Below are 17,923 nucleotides of genomic sequence, written 5' to 3'. Positions count from 1 at the left end.
TTCTCATTGGCATCGAACTTAGCCTTAGCTTATGCGGTTCGCATCGCCCGTGCCGAAGCACTGAAACTACAATCGGTAACCCAGGTAGCAACTACGGCAAAGGATCGCCGTGCCGACCTGCCGGCCATGAGCGCCCGAGCGTCAAATCGGCTGAGTCCACACCTTCATCGCAGCAAGAAGACCGGAATTCTCTGCGCAGCTCCCTGTCCCCTAATAGCTCTGAGGCATAAGATGGCCCGGCATCGGACAGCAAAGTGCTGCTTTCAGCAATGACTTCCTTCTCGGCGTGAACAGCAAACAATGAATCAGACCGAGAACCCTTACAGGGAAGCGTGTGTTCTGCCCTGGAGTGAGAGGAGCACCTGGAGAGCCGATGTTGCCCATGCACGCCGAGAACTGCCTGTTATGCAAAGCCAAGAAACCAGGCTGGTTTTGCAACCTGGCGCCGCAGGCACTGGCCGAGTACGATGCGATGAGCACCCACGTCATGCTGCCGATGGGCAGCATCCTGTTTGCGCAAGGGCAGGCCTCGCGCAGCGTATCAGTAATCTGCGATGGCCGCGTCAAGCTCACTGCGTCCTCGCGCGACGCTAAGACGCTATTGGTGAAGATAGCGAAACCGGGAGATGTCCTGGGTCTCAGCGCGGCGCTCTCGAATACACCGTACGAAGTCACGGCCCAGGCAATCGAGCCCACGCAGATAAAGACATTCAACCAGAAGGATTTTCTGCATTTCATCCGGCGCCACGTGGAGGGCAGTCTGCACGCGGCCGAAAGCCTGAGTAATGAATATCGTTCGGCACTGGCGGATGCATGCCGCCTGGCACTCTCCAGCTCCATTGCGGGCAGGGTGGCTCATCTTCTGCTCGAGCTCGCAGTCGACAGCGCAACCGCAGACAACGCTCAACCGGAAATCCACATGGTGCTCAAGCATGAAGACATTGCGTCCATGCTCGGTAGTTCTCGAGAGTCTGTCACCCGAGTGTTGAACAACTTGAGGCGCAAAGGCATCATCTCGATTAAAGGAACGAAAATGACGATTCTTCGGAAAGAAGGACTTGAACTCTTGCTCTGATTGGAGCGGTTTCTTTCCTGGCGGTTGAGATCGTTGCCGGGTGACGCAAGTCAAGTGGACACGTGCAAAATCGCACATCCAAATTAGCCCGTATCTGAAAACATTCTCTTTGTGGAGAGAACGCCATGTCGCTTCAAGTAGGCAATATCTCGACCCTGCCATCCCGGCTGCTTCTTGCCACGGATTTGACAGATCTGCAGCATACCCTGCCCGTTGCGATTGACCATGCCTTGCAATACAGAGCCGAATTGAGGCTCATCCACGTGCTCCCGGACGTGAACTCCTCGGATACGAATCCATCCTTGCTTGTTCATAGCGACCGGGAAGGAGTACAGCATCATGCGGAAACAATTCTCGAGGATGCAGCCAAGAAGGCGAGAGACGCAGGGGTGCAGTGCGCCTGGACTATGCGTACCTGCCACGTAGCAGACACAATCCGACAGGTGGTCCAGGAGTGGGGACCGGATCACGTGATCATAGGATCGCACGGCTCTCAGAAGGCCCAGCAGGAACTCCTGGGATCTGTAGCGGAGTCGATCTTCCGTGAGGTCGAGGTTCCCGTTCTCGCGATCGGCCCGGAAGTTCAGCACGATGGCAAGTTTTTTTCAAAGGATGCCCGCGTTCTTTTTGCTACGGCACTGAACCGGGAATCACGCTCGGTCGCCGAGTCTGTTCTCAAGTTTGCCAGGATTCACCAGGCCGACCTCACCATGCTGCATGTCCTTCCAGAAGTCGCAAAAGCTCATCCTTCCGCGTCGCGCGTGCGCTCCTATGCGGAACGCATGTTTCAGGAGATTCTGTCCGGTATCAGCGCACAAGAAACTCGTCCCGCATGCATGATCGAACGAGGCCATGTCGCCGAGACGATTCTTCGGGTTGCGGGGCAAGGCAAGTTTGACTTGATCCTCCTCGGGGCGGTCTCTGGCGCGTCGTTCCGGAGAGAGATCGTGCCGGGAACGGCCTATGGCGTTATCAGTAGGGCGCCGTGTCCCGTTCTTGTTCTCAAGGAAGGGACTCTCCTTGGCACCTCCGGCCTGCCTGCTGCACCGTAGATGTGGGCACCGGAAAACGGTCTCAATCGGAGGTATTCCCTATGTCAGGACTGATCCGCGTTATTACGCCGACTTGATGTGATGAAGACCACATCAAGCGCCTTTGCTTCCGCTTATCGCGAACGAAATTGTCTATACGCCTCGCTGTCGAAAGTCCATATCCACAAATCGCGGCACGGAGCAGCACAGAGTTACAGAGGAATCATCGTGAATAGTGCGGTCCAGAATTCGCCGTCGCCAGTGCTGAAGCGCGAAGAGTACGTCGAGAGTAGTGCACACAGGAAGGTCTATCTCGTTGGCGGCGGTATCGCTTCCCTTGCGGCAGCCGCATTTCTCATCCGGGATGGCGATATTCCGGGCTGCAATATCACCATCCTGGAGGAGCTGGAGAAACTGGGAGGCTCCCTCGACGGGACTGGAACGCCTCACGACGGATACACTCTCCGCGGTGGCCGGATGCTCGAAAGTAAGTATCTATGCACTTACGATCTGTTTTCTTCCATTCCCACACTCGACCAGAGCAAAACGGTGACGCAGGAAATCTTTGAATGGAACGAAACCATGAAGACCTCGTCAAAGTCGAGGCTCGTCCGGGATGGGCGCAGAATCGACGCTCCGCGGTATGGTCTTGGCGAAAAGCAGATTCTTACCCTGGAACGCCTAGCTGCGGAGCCGGAAGGGGGGCTCGGAAACAGCAGCATCGCAGATCAGTTCGACCCCTCGTTCTTTGAAACCAATTTTTGGCTGATGTGGTGCACAACCTTTGCCTTCCAACCCTGGCACAGCGCCGTAGAGTTCAAGCGTTACCTGGTGCGGTTCACCCATATGGTCGAGGGATTCAACAGGCTTCATGGAATCATGCGCACGGTTTACAACCAGTACGATTCGATGGTCCGGCCGCTGCAACGATGGCTGGAGGAACGCGGTGTTCGATTTGAGCTGAATACCCGTGTTACCGATCTCCTCTTCGAGGAGAGTGATGCGAAACGGGTGAGGAGCATTCATTACGAAAGCGGAGGAGTCTCGGGAAAGATCGACGTCGCCTCCGAGGACCTTGTGATTGTGACCCTGGGTTCGATGACCGAGGCATCCTGCCTGGGCTCGATGGAGTCTGTGCCGGCCCTACATGGCAAAGCGGACGGCGGTGCATGGACGCTGTGGGAGAAGATCGCTGCCGGCAGACCGGAGTTTGGCCGGCCCTCTACCTTCACCGACCACATCGATCAGTCGAAGTGGGTATCTTTCACGACCACCCTGCGCGATCCGGCGTTCTTCCGTATCGTCCGGGACTTCACCGGGAACGTCCCTGGCGAGGGTGGTCTGATCACCTTCGCAGAGTCAAGTTGGCTCGCGTCGATCGTGTTGCCTCACCAACCGCACTTCATCGGTCAGCCAGAGGGCGTCAATGTCTTCTGGGGTTATGGACTTTCCGTCGACGAACCCGGAGATTTCGTAAAAAAATCGATGGCGGCTTGCACGGGCCGGGAGATCATGACCGAGGTACTCGGTCACTTGCGGGTCGAGACGGAGGCAATCCATATTCTTGAGACCTCTACCTGTATCCCCTGCATGATGCCATTCATCACCAGTCAATTTCTGCGGCGGGTGAAGGGAGACCGGCCCCAGGTACAACCGGAAGGATGGAAGAACCTGGCATTCACCGGTCAATTCTGCGAGCTCCCGGATGATGTCGTCTTTACTGTGGAGTACTCGATCCGTTCCGCGCAGACAGCCGTGTACGCGTTGCTTGACCTCAAACGAAAGCCGCCGCCAGTTTATAAAGGACATCACGATCCGCGCGTTCTCTATAAGGCATACAGAACGCTGCACGACATGACTGGCTGAAGTATGCCGCTGTTCGGTGCATCGGCACGGCAGCACCGCCAGATTCCACTCCGATCGTCCGGTGGCGTTCCCCTGTGATATCAGGAGGCAGCACCTCCCGCAGGCAATCACCAGCCTGATCGACGAACACAGTAATGGGTTCCCTGGGAGCTGGTTTCTTCGAGACATGGAGAAGAATCAGACGGCTATCCATCCTGCCGGTCGGAGTCGCGGCAAATTGGGCAGAGCGAAGGAGCCCAGTTCCTGATCCGTCGCATACAGGATCGATTTCAGAGCCTTCGGTCGCACAAAGAGAAGTCGGACTTTGCCAACGCAGTGGACTGTCGTTCTCCGTATCCGGGTTTGCACCGGTGGGCGCGCCAGGTAACAGCTGACTGCTGCCCCGTGAGCAGGAAAGGCCTGAAGCGTTTCTCTACAACAGTTGTGACGGACATCACTGCGCGATGATTCCGTACAGGTAAATAGTAGAGGCACGGAGGCTCGACATGGCAACCAAACAAACGCCTGTATGGAACCTGGAGAGCCTGGTCATCCCGTCCCGTTCCCTGATGGCATAAACAAAGCAGAAAACAAAATGGCAAAAACAATGAAAGCCGCCGTAGTGAGAGAACTCGGCAAGCCACTCACGATTGAAGAGGTGAAGATTCCCGAAGTAGGGCCTGGACAGGCGCTTCTCAAGGTGATTTCCACCGGTGTATGTCATACCGACCTGCACGCTGTTACCGGAGACTGGCCGATCAAACCGCAGCCACCGTTCATCCCCGGTCATGAAGGAGTTGGTTATGTGGTCGCGGTAGGCAACGGAGTCAGTGTGGTGAAAGAAGGCGACCGCATTGGAGTTCCCTGGCTCTATAGCGCGTGTGGACACTGCGAGTTCTGCCTGACTGGCTGGGAAACCCTCTGCAAACAGCAGAAAAACGCTGGATACTCGGTTGACGGCAGCTTCGCGGAATATGTGCTGGTCGATCCAAACTATGTCGGCCATTTACCCGCAGGTGTCGACTTTACGCCGATCGCTCCAGTTCTTTGTGCCGGCGTAACCGTTTATAAGGGCCTGAAGCAGACAGAGGCCCGGCCCGGCCAATGGGTTGTGATTTCGGGCGTCGGAGGCCTCGGGCATCTTGCGGTGCAGTATGCCAAGGCCATGGGATTGCACGTAGTGGCTGTCGATATAGCGCCCGACAAACTCGAGCTGGCAAAGAAGCTTGGCGCCGATCTCGCTGTGAACGCACTTGAACCCGACGCCGCGGAGCGCGTTCTCAAAGAGACGGATGGAGGGGCGCACGGTGTCCTGGTCACCGCGGTTTCGCCCAAGGCCTTCTCCCTCGGCGTTGATCTCCTGCGCCGCAACGGCACGATGACGCTCTGCGGTCTGCCGCCGGGAACATTTTCCCTTTCGATCTTTGATGTGGTGCTCAACGGTAAGACTCTCCGTGGTTCGATCGTTGGAACTCGCTCCGATCTCGCCGAATGCCTGAGCTTTGCCGCCGAAGGCAAGGTGAAAGTAACCTACACAACCGCGGCGCTCGAAGACATCAACCAGATCTTCGATCAGATGAAGGCGGGCAAGATCGATGGACGCGTGGTAATCGAACTTGCCAAGGCTTGACGGATCCCGACGCGGAGGTCGGATAGCAGTGATTCCCTGCTATCTGCCTTCCGGCGAATCCGGGTTGAGACCGTCTTGCTCGTCCCAGTCGTTTCTGACTTTGAAAAGCGACGCATTGTCAGCACAGTACATCCAACCTTGAAGGAGACTAACTTCCAAATGGCATACCAAACAATCAATCCCTATACGGAAGAACTGCTCAAGACATTTCCAGAGCACACGGATGAGCAACTGGATGCCATCATTGCGCGGGCCGAGGAAACCTTCGAGAAGGACTGGAGCCTGAGACCGCTGGCGGATCGCAAGGCAATCGTCAAGAAAGCGGCTTCGATCTTACGTGAAAAGCGCGACGAGTTTGCCAGGCCCATTACCCTCGAGATGGGTAAGTTGTTTAGCGAGGCGCAAGGAGAGGTTGATCTGAGCGCCGATATTCTCGATTATTATGCCAACAATGCGGAGAAATTTCTGACACCCGAGAAGCTGAAGGTAGATGAGGGCGAGGCCTTTGTCGAGAATGAGCCGCTGGGCATTCTTTTTTGCGTCGAGCCATGGAATTTCCCCTATTATCAGTTGGCTCGTGTCGCGGGACCGAATCTGATGGTGGGCAACACACTGGTGGTGAAGCATGCGCCCAATGTGCCGCAGTGTGCGTTGGCGTTCGAGAAGCTGTTGCTCGACGCCGGAGCCCCGATGGGCGCCTATACGAACGTCTTCCTTTCCAACGACCAGGCGGCCTCAGCGATCGGGGACAAGCGCATCAAGGGCGTCGCCCTGACCGGCAGCGAACGGGCCGGTACTGCGGTCGCCTCCGAAGCCGGCAAGGCTCTTAAGAAAAGCACGATGGAGCTGGGCGGGAGCGACGCCTTCATCGTGCTGGACGATGCGGACATGGATACGGCAGTGAAATGGGGGCTGTGGGGGCGCATGAACAACACCGGTCAGTGTTGTGTCGCCGCAAAACGGTTCATCCTCGATGAAAAGATCGCAGATACTTTTCTCGATCGATTTAAGAAGGAGCTGGAAAAGCTGGTTCCCGGTGATCCCATGGATGCGAAAACGACGGTTGGTCCGCTTTGCACCGCCGGGGCGCTGAATCTGGTCCAGAAGCAGATCAAAGGCGCCCTTGATGGTGGCGCGACAATATTGATGGGAGGAAAGCGGCTTAATCGGCCGGGCTATTTCCTGGAACCGACGATCCTTACCGGTATCAAGGCGGAAAACCCAGCCTATTATCAGGAGTTCTTTGCTCCGGTGGCGCTGATCTTCCGTGTCAAGGACGAGAAAGAGGCTGTCAAGCTCGCAAATGATTCACCCTATGGGCTTGGGGGATCGGTGATTACCAAGGACATCGAACGGGGCAAGCGGATTGCGCGCCAGATCGATACGGGCATGGTCTTTATCAACAGAGCGACGTGGACCGCCCCCGACCTGCCATTTGGTGGGGTCAAGAACTCCGGTTATGGCCGGGAGCTCTCTGACCTTGGCATTAGCGAGTTCGTGAATAAGAAGCTCATCCGCGTAGCCTGATCGAGAACCCTCAGTTGCGTTACTGGATAAAACCTGAATTCGGCCGACTTACTCTCCCCTCTCGATGAGGTGGGCGTGAGGATGCCTGAGGTAATGTGAGCCAGTCTAGCCAGCCAAGGCTTGCGTCAGCGAGAGCTCCAAACGACGTCCTTGCGCCCAAATTCGTTGTGATGGACGAACTCCTCGAGTTCGCGGCGGACGCGGGGGTAGGCGGCGCCAGGATCGGCTGGGTATCCCAGGGCACAGGCAAAGGCGACCTTCATAGCCGCCGGGACATGAAGAACCCGCTTGACCTCTTGCTCAACCGGACTATCGCTGAAGACAGTGAGGACATGAAATCCAATCCCCAGTGATTCGCTCATGAGCCACATATTTTCCATCACACAACCCAGACTCATGTGACCGAGCACATCTCCTTCGGAACCGGGACCGCGCTTGGTGCCATCGTAGAGAACGACAAGCAGCAATGGTGTTTCATGCACAGATCTGCCGAGAAAAGTAAGCTGAGACCTATAGTCTGAATCGGGAGTCCAGGCTTCGGGATTCGTCCAGGCGGGGGGAAAGATGCTGGCGAGCACCCCGGTCTTCCTGACGCGGAGCTCTTCCTCGGAAAAAGCGAGCTGCGCATAGTTCTCGCGGAGGAAAGACTCCGACATGTCAGCAGGAAGCTTTCCAATCGCCTCGAGCTGCTCCTTTGCGTCCACGATCAGTATCTCGAAGTTCTGCATATTGTTCGGGGTCGGAGCCCATCGTGCAGCCTCCAGAATCAGCTTCAGATCCGACTTTTCGATAGACCGGCTCGCGTCGAAAGCTCCTCGCTCAGAATGCCTGTCCCGAATGACCTTCAGAATCCGTCGCATCACGCTCTCCTCGCCCGTTTTTGTGCCGGCGCGTTTTCTACACCTTCTTCAGACATTAAGGTCACGGACGGTGGAAAGGATGTGACGCCCATCACACATGTACGGGACGGAAGAGATGCTTGCGGCTCAATTCTCTGATCAGCATGCAAATGCAACCTCTTGAATGAGTTCTCCTTCGGTAGTGCCTCTCGCCGCCGGCACGCAAAGTACGGGGCAGGAAACGTGTGAGATGACCTGCAGGATCGTGCTTCGAGGAAGGTCTTCTTCCGAGAGTTCCCTGCCCGGTGATCCCAGGACCACGAGATCGGCATCGAAGCTGTGAGCGTATGCAGCGATGACCTGCCCTTCATCCCCCGACGCGACAATGTGATTCACGGGCACGGTATGCGATTCGTTGAATGGCGCGAGAAAGCGCAGCCGTTCCAGGCAGTGGGAGCACTCATGTTGGTTCGCGCAATGGGCCGTGTGAAGAACAAGAAGCTGCTCATGCACGATCGATTGAGCAAGGTTGAGAGCGGCGAGCGAGGCGGCAGAAAAATCCGTCGCGGCAAGGACGCGCCGCCATTGGCCGGCCCACGGCAAAGATATATCTGCGCCTGGAGAAATCGTCAGAATGGAGCAAGATGCTTTGCCGAGAAGCTGCCGGGCCACCGTGCCCAGCGCGACGCGACCGGCCTCTGTCTTCCCGCGTGTGCCCAGCACCAGTAAATCGACATGATGATCCGCCAAACTCTGCAGAATACACTCGCAAATGATTCCACTCTCTATGACTGAGTGAACAGTGATCCCTTTGCGGCGGGTGTCCTCCTCGATTCGTCTCAATTCATCGCGAGCGGCCTGATCTCCCTTAAACTCGTCCGATGCTCCGGCAGGAAACGCATAGCTTACAGGGTCGATTACATGCACAATCACCAGCGTCGATTCGTGCCGGCGAGCAATTTCCTGGGCGTAACGGAGCGCGAAAGACGCAGCCTCACTCAGATCTGTGGCTACGGCAATCGTCCTGAACGTCAACGCATCTTTCCGCATTGCTGGTTTCCTCCCTACGTCCCACTTTCAGCTAGTCAGAGAAGCCGTGTCGGTGACGGAGGATACGGTCGGTTGTGACGCCGCTCACATCGTGCGATCAGGTGACCTCTTACTTGAGAGAAAGCCTGTTATCCAGCCAACAGATCTAGTTGATCCGCGCTCAGAATCACGATAGAGGCGCCGTGCCGGACGATGAACTTGTCACGTTCAAATTGATTTAGCAGACGGGTCACGGTCTCGCGAGAGGTTCCGGCCATATTGGCGAGTTCTTCGTGGGTAAGCGCCATAGTGAAGCGCAGCTCCGGTTTACCACAGGCCGCAGTAGCGGCCCAGTCGAGCAGGAGGCGCGCAAGCCGGCCTGAGGCCGATCCGGAAAGCGCCAGGCGGCGGGCATCCAGAAATACCTCGTGATATTCCTTTGCCAAAACCCGTGAAGTATTCTTCCCCACTTCAACATAGGTCTGCAGGAACTCGAGAAAGTCCGCGCGGCGTACGCTCTTGAGGATGGTGGGTTCGAGCGTCTCCGCCGTCACCTCATATTGCATGTTGTTCAGGGCCGCGCTCAATCCCAAAACATCGCCACCTCCGGCAAGACGTAAGATCATCACACGTCCGTCGCGAGAAGTCGCCGAAAGCTTAAGCTGCCCTTCGCAGACAACGAAAACACCAATTGCGGGTTGGCTCTCCTTGAAGACCACCGCGCGGCCTGGCAGTGCCATGTGCATTCCAATCTCGTCCAGACGACGCATGGCATCATCGCCAAGATTGCAAAAGAGACGCAGGGTGCGGAAACTGCAGTCTGCACATTTATCTGCGGAATGTCGCGCGGCTGACGGCATATAAAGTGCCTTTCGAGCGGATCATCGTAACCAAAACTCTTACGTTGCCTGTGGCCGCATCCGTTTCCCGTTTCTAGGGGTAAATGGCAAAATAGCTATACGTTGGGAAGGCAGCGGTTAAAATCGCAGGTGAACAAGTAATCGCGCCAGTTTCCTGGCTTCTTCCGGATTGTCTGGTGTGCCCTCCTCGCCCAGCTTGGAATGCGGAGTCGAAATCTGAGAAACGCAAGGAAATGGACCCAGAGGGAGATGGCCTGGTATTTAGACCTGAACCGGGGCCACCTCTCAGATATTGAAACCGGTAAGCGCGAAGTCGGTTGAATTACCCTGCAGATCATCGCTCGCGGGCTCGGAACGACGATGTCCAGATTGTTGAAAGACGTATGACCTCGCTGGTGCTCCAGCCTCAACTTCGAATTAACTTGGCTCCCCGGAGTCCTCTGCGCCGCATTCGATCGGGCGTAGGCTTCGGTCTCTGAGACAGATCCATTTTCCCTTGCGTCATAGGTCAGCATGTTCTACGGTCCGCTCCCTGTGCAATTGCCGATTTGTATTGGTACGCGATCCTTCCCTCAGCCACAAGGAAAGTGAAGTGTTCTTTCGCAGAAAATCTCAAGCGAATTAGCAGCGAGTATTCCATTCGACTATTTTCAATTCTGTTCACTTTTGCTCACACGAATCGCCCCATACCTGCCACGCTTCGGTCGATTGCCGATGATCCGAAAGAAGCGCCTACCGCGTTATGCTCGGGCAATTGAAGGTGCGAAACTGCATTGAGCAGTGACCTCCAGTTTTCGGCTCCCGGTTCGATACGGCTCATGGCGAAGCGAGAGCACGGGGCAAGTCGCAGCCGTAAGCAACTTATAGGCTGTGCTTGCGTTGATCGGTCCGAATCGATGGCCTCCGTCCGAGCCCAGCACGATCCAGTCAGCGTTGGTCTGAAGCGCTGCTTTCAAGACCTCTTCGGTCAATTGGCCCGTTGTCACGAGCGTGTGGACGGGAGGCATGAGGGCCGTCGCATCCGGGGCGAGCGCATCCAGCGCGTACCTGGCCCAGTCCAGGATCCGCTCAGGATTGATGCTGTCTGCGACGTCCGGATCCAGAACATATAGGAGAGTCAATTCGGACCTGTAGGTTTGCGCGATGTCGAGAGCCATATCTACGCTCTCTTGATAGTCGCCCATAAGAGATACCGGATGGAGGATATTCCGCGGAGTAGCGTGTCGAACGGCATCGCGGGCGTGGGATCCGACGGCAAATACCGGAATATTCACCGTGGAGATGAGTTCTTGAGCGACAGAGCCTAGCGCGAGTTGACCCAATCTCCCGCGTCCATGGGTACCCAGGATGAGCCTGGTCGCATCGGTGCGCCGAAGTTCCTCATGAATGACATCGCTGGCGAGACCCTCTCGAACGGCGGTATTGCAGCTGATTCCTCGTGACTCGATCTGACGCACGACGCCAAGCAGCATCACGCGGGCGTCCCGAACAATCTTTGTTCTGTCCACATAAGAGGGGACAGCACCAGCCTCGACTGCCACCTCATTGCAAGGAGAAACGGCGTGAACTAACGTTACCTCGGAGCCGCCAGCCCGTGCCTGCGCGATCGCGTGGGGCAAGAGGTATTCCATATCGGAGAAATCGGTGGCAACAAGAATCCGATCAGGCGCAGCCAGCGTGCATCTCTTAAAGCGACCCTCGACACCATTTTGCATTGGAATCTCCCTTCATTCTCACGAGTCTCCTGCTTTTGGCTGCTGTGTTGTGGATCACATATGTGCGTGACGAACGTCACAGCCCTTCTTTGTCTTGAACCTCCAGCAAAGCGCGCTGGATTGTGCTTTTCAATGCCCGTAACCGTCAGCTTGAGGAGAGACCTTGCCGCGAAACATCCAGTAGCTGACGCAGAAATATCCGATCGCGAGCAGGATGCCAAAGGACCACCAGATCAGGCCCACATGCGTTGCGTAGGAGCCGGAAAGCGCCTCGGCCACAGTAATGTCTTTCGCTGCGTTTGTGGAGGATGGAAGCAGTGTTGGATAGAGTCCGACAGCCGCGCCGACCAGCATGATGGCGAGATAAAGGCAGGAAGACAGGAAAGCGTTTAGCTCCTGTCGCCGTACGGTAAATATTTTCATTCCCGCCAGCGAAAGAACCACCAGGACGGGTATGGCGAAGGAGACAGGATGAAGCTTGTAATGATCGAGAGTCTCTGGCCGTACCAGAATGGTCGCCAGCAAGCTGACAAGTGTGATGACGCAAAGCGCGATCCACGCCTGCTGGCTGAAACGCCGGGCGCGTTCGCAAAGATCTCCTGTCGCCTTCAGGGCCAGATACAGGCCGCCGTGGACGGCAAGGGCCATAAGAGCGACCAGGCCGCCGACGACGGTATACCAATCCAGGATGCCAGGCTGAGGTCCGACACGCCAGTTAGTCCAAAGAGGCAGAAAGAAATAATTGTCCGGCCCGATGGGCACGCCGCGAATCACATTCGCGAGAGCCGCGCCGAAGAAAATGGCTAACAGCGCGCTCGACAGGAAGAAGACTCCATTGAAGAAGCTGCGCCATACGCCGTTATCAATGTGCGAGCGAAGCTCAATGCTGGCGCCCCGTCCGATCAACAACCAGAGCACGATCATCAGCGGTAGATAGAAGCCACTGAATGCCGAAGCGTAGAGGAGCGGGAAAGCAAAGAAGAGCGTACCTCCGCCCGCCAGCAGCCAGACTTCGTTCCCGTCCCAGACCGGGCCGATCGAGCGCATCATGACGCTACGGTCGTCCTCGTTGCGTGCGAGGAACGGGTACAAAATGCCGATGCCGATATCGAACCCATCCAGCACCACATAAGCGGCCAGCATCGCAGCGACGATCCAGAACCAAACAGCTCCCATTGTTTACTCCTCTGCGTCCTAGGCCGCGATGCCGTCCGGACGGGAATGGCCCTCAGCCGACTCCGGCCCCATCTGAATGAAGCGGTACACGAGCACGATCCAGAGAATGGAGAGCACGCTGTACATGCCAAGAAATCCGAGCAGGGTGAACAAGCTGTTTCCCGCGGAGACATGCGTCGAATAGCCACTGGCCGTACGCAACAGACCGTATACCAGCCAGGGCTGGCGCCCAATCTCGGCCGTCATCCAGCCGGCGGTATTCGCGATATAAGGAAGAGGAAAACTCAACAGGATTGGCCACAATATCCAGCGCGCCCGGTAAAGTTTGCCGCGCCACAACAGGAAGGCGGCAACGATCATGAGCAGCGCGAAGTACGTCCCCAGACCAGCCATGATGTGGTAGCTGTAAAAGAGCAGCGGAAGCATTGTCGGCCACTGATCCTGGGGAAACTGATCCAGCCCCTTGACCTCTGCGGAAGTCGTCCCATAGATCAGAAAACTCAGAACTTTGTTGACGACAAGTGGATTGTCAATGCGTTGCCGCTCAATATCGGGCTGCCCCATCAGCACGATCGGAGCGCCTCTCTCGCCGTGGAAGAGCCCTTCCATGCCTGCGATTGCAGCCGGCTGGTGTTTCGCCGTATAACGCCCTTGCAGGTCGCCGGTCGGAAAGATTTGCACGACGCAGGAAAGAAGGCCGGCGATGACGCCGACGCGCAGAAATAGCCGCCCGAATTCGCTATCGCGTTTGTCCAGAAGATAAAATGCGCCGACAGCGGACATGACGAACGCTGCGGTGATCACTGCGCCGCACATGTTGTGCGCGTATTGCAGCCACGCCCAGGGATTCAGCAGCAGTCCCCAGAAGCTCGTGAGCTCAAATCGGCCGTCCGGCAAGAGACGATAAGCAACCGGATGTTGCATCCAGGCGTCCGTGACGATGATGAAGAACCCCGAGATCCAGGAGCCGACAAACACCATGAAGGCTGCACCCCAGTGCGCCCACCGAGAGAGGCGTTTCTCGCCAAACAGGAACAGCCCAAGGAACGTGGACTCGAGGAAAAAGGAGAATACACCTTCCATCGCGAGTGGCTGCCCGATGATGCCACCCGTTCGTCGCGAGAACTCCGACCAGTTGGTGCCGAACTGAAACTCCATCGGTATGCCGGTGACCACGCCGAGAAGGAAGTTGATCGCGAAGATCTTCGCCCAGAAGCGCGAGGCTTGGTTATACCGCTCGTCGTGCTTGACCAGAGCAACCGTCTTGAGCACGACGATGAGCAGTGCGAGGCCCATCGTCAATTGCGGAAACAAATAGTGATACGTGATGGTGAACGCGAACTGCAGTCGGTGCATCAGAAGGGCAGTCATGGCAGCTTCCACCATAGCTCGCTTTCTGCCGTGCATCTGTGATGCAGGTCACATCTGTGGCGGATTGCTCTCGATACGAGAGTGCGCGCAGACGTCGTGTCGTGTCTTCTTTCCAAAGCGCTCGGTGCATGGGAAGCTGATCATAAGCGACCACTTCAAAACGTATGTGCACTGCGAAGGTCCACAACCCCCCACAGCATGGAGCGGTCGCGTTCAGCATAGTTCACGGCAAGTTGCACAGGCGGCTCCGCGAAGCTTCGCAATACAACGATAGCGTCGTCTGTCGCCGCTCGCCGCACCGCCCGCGCGAGTCGGGACCGATACGACGGTTGCGCGCCATCCAGGATGTTTGACAGCGTAAAGCCGTCAAAGGACCGAGCGGCGCATGATTCCAGTAACGTCGCCGCATCTCCGAGCACAAACTGTGGCTTCCTCACTCTCGCCGTGCGGTCATTACACGACTCCCCAAGTAACAGTGCCCGCGCATAGGGATTCGAGGCGTTCGCATGGTTGGCAAAGCCTCGCTCCAGCCGTTTTCGAATCACGGCGCCAAACCCTGTCGGCAGGCAGGAAAGGAACTGCGGGGCGTACAGGGTGCGCAGGACGGTGCGAGACAACAGCACGTCGAGGCCTGCGCGGAAGCGGAGCGTGTCGAGATGCTCTCGCCAGAAAGCCATCTGCTCGCCGGTGTCGGAGAGCATCAGAAAGGTCCGGACCGTGCCCGGCCCCCATCCTATGAGAGGCATGAACGCTCGTGCGAAACTCATCGCCTTCTCAGCATCGCCGGTCATCGTTGCGGCGCCGTTCGCGCGCCTCTCAGCGTACGCAAGCTGGACCGGGTTGATATCGCAAGCGATCACTTCGTGCTCCTCCGCGAGCTTGAGCGCTGTGCTGCCGGCCGAGGCGATGCAAAACACACGGCTCTTTCCCTCGAACGCCGTGCGCTCAATCTCCGCGTCTTCATGCATCTGCCCGAAGAGCAGGCGCTGCGGCCCTTTTGGAGAACCGAGAGTTCCAGCCTCCCAGGCCGTCTCCATCGTCACAATCGTCCTCCAGGCATCGCGCCACAAACCCATACCAGCAGGAGGAAAGCAGCATTCTTGACGATCATGCCAGCAGGGTCGTGGATGAGATTACGCGCCCACAGAAGACCGTTCACATTGAGCAGGATAAGAAGCCCCGCCTGTATGATCGCGCATGCGCCGGGAGCACCACCGGATAGGACCCATACAGCGAGTCCAACTTCCACTACACCAAGTGCCCTCAGGAAGGGTAGTCCCAACCGGCGACCGAAACGTGGGACGGCCGAAACGACGTCCACTTGCGACGGCATGCGGCCGAGTACCTTGCACCATAGTCCCTCATAGAGCCAGACCGCCGCGACGCTACTCCGTATAAGAACTAATGACGGGAAGGTGATTGCGATGCTGTGCATGCCAGATCTCCATCAATAACGTTCGGGGATGGGAGGGCGCTCAGCCGGCAAGCGCACATCGCAGGAGATTTCCGACCGACTGCTACGCATGCCGTTGAGAATATGGCGATGCAGTTGACCAGTCACGAGCTTCTCCAGGGGGTTCCACAGAAAGCGCGGATGCAGGTATGCCGAATATCTCGTTGTCAGCACAATGTCAGCGCCATCGCCATTGCGTTCGATCATGTACGAACCCCCGCGCGCTACGACACAGCCCTCGATGCCCAAACACTGATCCGTCACCTCGAATCGGATCAGGCATGGCGGTTGAATGGCGGTGATGCGCTTCACCAAATCTCCTCCCTTATAGATACATCGAATTGTTGCCCCGACGCCGGTCTTGGTTCCTTCTGTTCGCACCGGACAAGGCATAAATACCCGAAGGAGAAATGGCGGCCGGCCGGGGACCTCTTCATAGAACATGATCAAGTTCCAGGCCGTCTCCGGGCTCACTTCAAAGCGGACTCTAGTCGCGACCGTCTCGATCACCGCCTCCTGTGCGAATAGCCAGCTCACCACCCTGCGCCAACCCTCTGGATGCGATCTGACTCTCGCCGTTCCTGATCCGGCATTGCGGCCACTCATCATTTCACCTTCCTCAGTCGCAGGGCTCAACCAGATCCGGATCGCTCCGCCCCTGTTTTAATTGGCTAGCTTCTCCAGCTGCGATCGCTCGAGGATCGTAAGGTTCGAGTCATCTCTCGCGATGATTCCATCGCGTTCAAACTGGTTGAGCAGACGAGTGACAGTCTCTCGGGATGTGCCCGCAAGGTTGGCAAGTTCGGCATGAGTCAATTCCATCGGGAAGCGCGGCGCCGCCTCTTTTACTGCAAGTTCAATCAAGATCTGCGCAATGCGCGCGGAAGCGGTAGGCGAAAGCGCCAGACGGCGTGCTCCGAGAAATACTTCGCGGTGCTCTTTGGCGAGTGTCAGCGCAGTTAGGTAACCGGCTTCCGCATGCGACTCCAGAAACTTCAGAAAGAGACGCTCACCGATGTGTTTGAAGTTACAGGGGACAAGCGTCTGCGCCGTGACCTCATGGGGTAAGGCATTCAGCGTTGCGCTCAGTCCCAGCACGTCTCCCGGACCTGCAATCTTTAGAATCATCCTGTGGCCGTCGGAGGAAGTGGCAAAGAGCTTTACCCTGCCGAGGCAAACCAGATAAATTCCGTCTGCGGACGTACCCTCTTTGAAAATGATCGCGCCACCTGGATATGCAACCTGATGCGCGATATTGCTGAAGTGGACGAGCGCGCTGCTCTTAAGGTCAAGGAGGTTGGTCCTTCCACGCGGTTTGCGCCGAGAACTTCTCGTTCCGGTCTGTCGACTGAAAGGAGACATAGAAATCACCTCTTAATTCTCATTTGCGGCGAAAGCATAGGGCAGGTGATGTAAGTGCGATCATGTTGAAGGGACAACCTGGAGGTACGGCTCGATCTGCTCACCGATCACGTCGACCATGCCAAATGTGTTTATGAGGAGACCTCTCATTCACACTCCGACCTTCGCTTGAATATCGATCGCCCCGCCGGCTACCGTGGGGATTCTGTCGTGATCGGACTCTCCACCCAATAGTCTTCCGCGATTTCACAAGGAATGCTGTGTTTGCGGACACTGCGTAAAGTGATGGCCATCACATACACACTTCTTCGTGCGGAGGTAAAGTTTTGCCTTGCGGTCCGCCATCTAACAGCGTGAGCGTCGAAGCAGGAGGGCAAAATGGCAAGAACTGCGATCGGTCTATTTGAAAATGAGGCTTCAGCGGCTGCAGTGACCCGTGAGCTTACTGAAGTTGGATTTGCTCCGGCGGAGATACGCGTTCTTTTCGAGCCGCTTGACATGCCTCTTACCGGCGTTCTGAGCGCGCCTGGAACTGACTTTTCATTGGCCCTGGGCCAGGACCTTCAGGAGATTGGAGCAGCGGAGGCGGAGGCGCGTGCCTACGTCCTGGGTGTGCAACAAGGTGGGGTGCTTGAGTTCGCTACAGGTTCGGGCGCGCAGGCGGATGCTGCTGCCGAGACCATGAACCGTCACAAAGCCGTGCAGATCGACGAGCTGACCGGCTTCGAGCCAGTTTTTCCCGGCGTGACGCCAGGAAGCGAGGGTCTGACACATGGTGAATCGACACTGGCCGGACGGAACCATTCCTCCGGGGATGGTGCTCGTATCTTCGTGTGGTAGTCGGCGATGGCCGCATACGATCCGATGACTGCCCAGGGAGAATCCGGGCGGGGAGAATGTGTGACACGCCGCATGTGTCCCTGTCCCTGTAACGACCAAGGCCACTTTCCACAAGACCATTGCTGCCGAGTCCTTGTTACGTCTATCCGCCTTCCCGCTCGGCGCCAGCA

The 17,923-nt window shown here is 56.9% G+C and carries 17 protein-coding genes; 7 read left to right on the top strand and 10 right to left on the bottom strand.

The genetic code is table 11. From position 1 onward, the window contains the following. Window positions 1-373: 373 nt before the first annotated feature. The 5 genes from XX99_RS06685 to XX99_RS06665 all read left to right on the top strand — a co-directional run bounded on the left by XX99_RS06685 (window position 374) and on the right by XX99_RS06665 (window position 7,108). A complete protein-coding gene (locus XX99_RS06685; RefSeq protein WP_050058616.1) occupies window positions 374-1,075 on the top strand; it encodes a Crp/Fnr family transcriptional regulator in 702 nt (233 codons plus the stop codon). Window positions 1,076-1,200: 125 nt separating this feature from the next. Further along, on the top strand, window positions 1,201-2,127 hold the full coding sequence (locus tag XX99_RS06680) for a universal stress protein (protein WP_050058615.1): 927 nt from the start codon (window positions 1,201-1,203) through the stop codon (window positions 2,125-2,127). 207 nt (window positions 2,128-2,334) lie between these two features. Beyond that, a complete protein-coding gene (locus XX99_RS06675; protein ID WP_231581179.1) occupies window positions 2,335-3,972 on the top strand; it encodes an oleate hydratase in 1,638 nt (545 codons plus the stop codon). A 574-nt stretch (window positions 3,973-4,546) separates the two neighbouring features. Beyond that, a complete protein-coding gene (gene adhP, locus XX99_RS06670) occupies window positions 4,547-5,581 on the top strand; it encodes an alcohol dehydrogenase AdhP (protein WP_050058614.1) in 1,035 nt (344 codons plus the stop codon). Between the two features lie 75 nt (window positions 5,582-5,656). Next, window positions 5,657-7,108 (top strand): NAD-dependent succinate-semialdehyde dehydrogenase, encoded by a 1,452-nt coding sequence (locus XX99_RS06665; RefSeq protein WP_231581178.1) that lies wholly within the window; start codon window positions 5,657-5,659, stop codon window positions 7,106-7,108. A 125-nt stretch (window positions 7,109-7,233) separates the two neighbouring features. On the opposite strand, the gene XX99_RS06660 is transcribed toward XX99_RS06665, so the two are convergent. From XX99_RS06660 to XX99_RS06650, 3 genes are all read right to left on the bottom strand, one after another. Continuing rightward, on the bottom strand, window positions 7,234-7,968 hold the full coding sequence (locus tag XX99_RS06660) for a nitroreductase family protein (protein WP_050058612.1): 735 nt from the start codon (window positions 7,966-7,968) through the stop codon (window positions 7,234-7,236). Window positions 7,969-8,106: 138 nt separating this feature from the next. Beyond that, window positions 8,107-8,997 (bottom strand): universal stress protein, encoded by an 891-nt coding sequence (locus XX99_RS06655; RefSeq protein ID WP_050058611.1) that lies wholly within the window; start codon window positions 8,995-8,997, stop codon window positions 8,107-8,109. A 128-nt stretch (window positions 8,998-9,125) separates the two neighbouring features. Continuing rightward, window positions 9,126-9,836, bottom strand: a complete 711-nt coding sequence (locus XX99_RS06650) for a Crp/Fnr family transcriptional regulator (protein ID WP_082125312.1) — start codon at window positions 9,834-9,836, stop codon at window positions 9,126-9,128. 201 nt (window positions 9,837-10,037) lie between these two features. On the opposite strand from XX99_RS06650, the gene XX99_RS28550 reads away from it, so the two are divergent. Further along, entirely contained in the window at window positions 10,038-10,157 is a 120-nt protein-coding gene (locus XX99_RS28550; RefSeq protein WP_156185832.1) for a helix-turn-helix domain-containing protein, read from the top strand. A gap of 419 nt (window positions 10,158-10,576) precedes the next feature. Here XX99_RS28550 and XX99_RS06645 read toward each other — a convergent pair whose 3' ends face one another. The 7 genes from XX99_RS06645 to XX99_RS06610 form a co-directional block, all read right to left on the bottom strand. Beyond that, a complete protein-coding gene (locus tag XX99_RS06645; RefSeq protein WP_050058609.1) occupies window positions 10,577-11,551 on the bottom strand; it encodes a universal stress protein in 975 nt (324 codons plus the stop codon). 129 nt (window positions 11,552-11,680) lie between these two features. Continuing rightward, entirely contained in the window at window positions 11,681-12,727 is a 1,047-nt protein-coding gene (gene cydB, locus XX99_RS06640; RefSeq protein WP_050058608.1) for a cytochrome d ubiquinol oxidase subunit II, read from the bottom strand. 18 nt (window positions 12,728-12,745) lie between these two features. Further along, window positions 12,746-14,098: a cytochrome ubiquinol oxidase subunit I gene (locus XX99_RS06635; RefSeq protein ID WP_050059309.1), complete on the bottom strand. Its 1,353-nt coding sequence runs from the start codon at window positions 14,096-14,098 to the stop codon at window positions 12,746-12,748. Between the two features lie 155 nt (window positions 14,099-14,253). Continuing rightward, a complete protein-coding gene (locus XX99_RS06630) occupies window positions 14,254-15,141 on the bottom strand; it encodes a DUF3419 family protein (protein WP_156185831.1) in 888 nt (295 codons plus the stop codon). Next, window positions 15,138-15,533 (bottom strand): DoxX-like family protein, encoded by a 396-nt coding sequence (locus XX99_RS06625; protein ID WP_050058606.1) that lies wholly within the window; start codon window positions 15,531-15,533, stop codon window positions 15,138-15,140. Before XX99_RS06625 ends, XX99_RS06630 begins: the two co-directional genes overlap by 4 nt. Before the next feature lie 12 nt (window positions 15,534-15,545). Beyond that, complete coding sequence (locus XX99_RS27970) at window positions 15,546-16,088, bottom strand: hypothetical protein (protein WP_231581177.1); 543 nt, start codon at window positions 16,086-16,088, stop codon at window positions 15,546-15,548. 126 nt (window positions 16,089-16,214) lie between these two features. Then, on the bottom strand, window positions 16,215-16,913 hold the full coding sequence (locus tag XX99_RS06610; RefSeq protein ID WP_050058603.1) for a Crp/Fnr family transcriptional regulator: 699 nt from the start codon (window positions 16,911-16,913) through the stop codon (window positions 16,215-16,217). A gap of 378 nt (window positions 16,914-17,291) precedes the next feature. On the opposite strand from XX99_RS06610, the gene XX99_RS06605 reads away from it, so the two are divergent. Continuing rightward, the gene (locus XX99_RS06605; RefSeq protein WP_050058602.1) at window positions 17,292-17,753 is read left to right on the top strand and encodes a hypothetical protein; all 462 of its coding nucleotides are present in this window, start codon (window positions 17,292-17,294) and stop codon (window positions 17,751-17,753) included. Window positions 17,754-17,923 lie beyond the last annotated feature (170 nt).

Source organism: Silvibacterium bohemicum, from assembly GCF_001006305.1.
In the GTDB taxonomy this organism is placed as follows: domain Bacteria; phylum Acidobacteriota; class Terriglobia; order Terriglobales; family Acidobacteriaceae; genus Silvibacterium; species Silvibacterium bohemicum.
The sequence above is the reverse complement of the archived record's forward strand: the minus strand, read 5'-3'. Positions and strand labels throughout refer to the sequence as shown.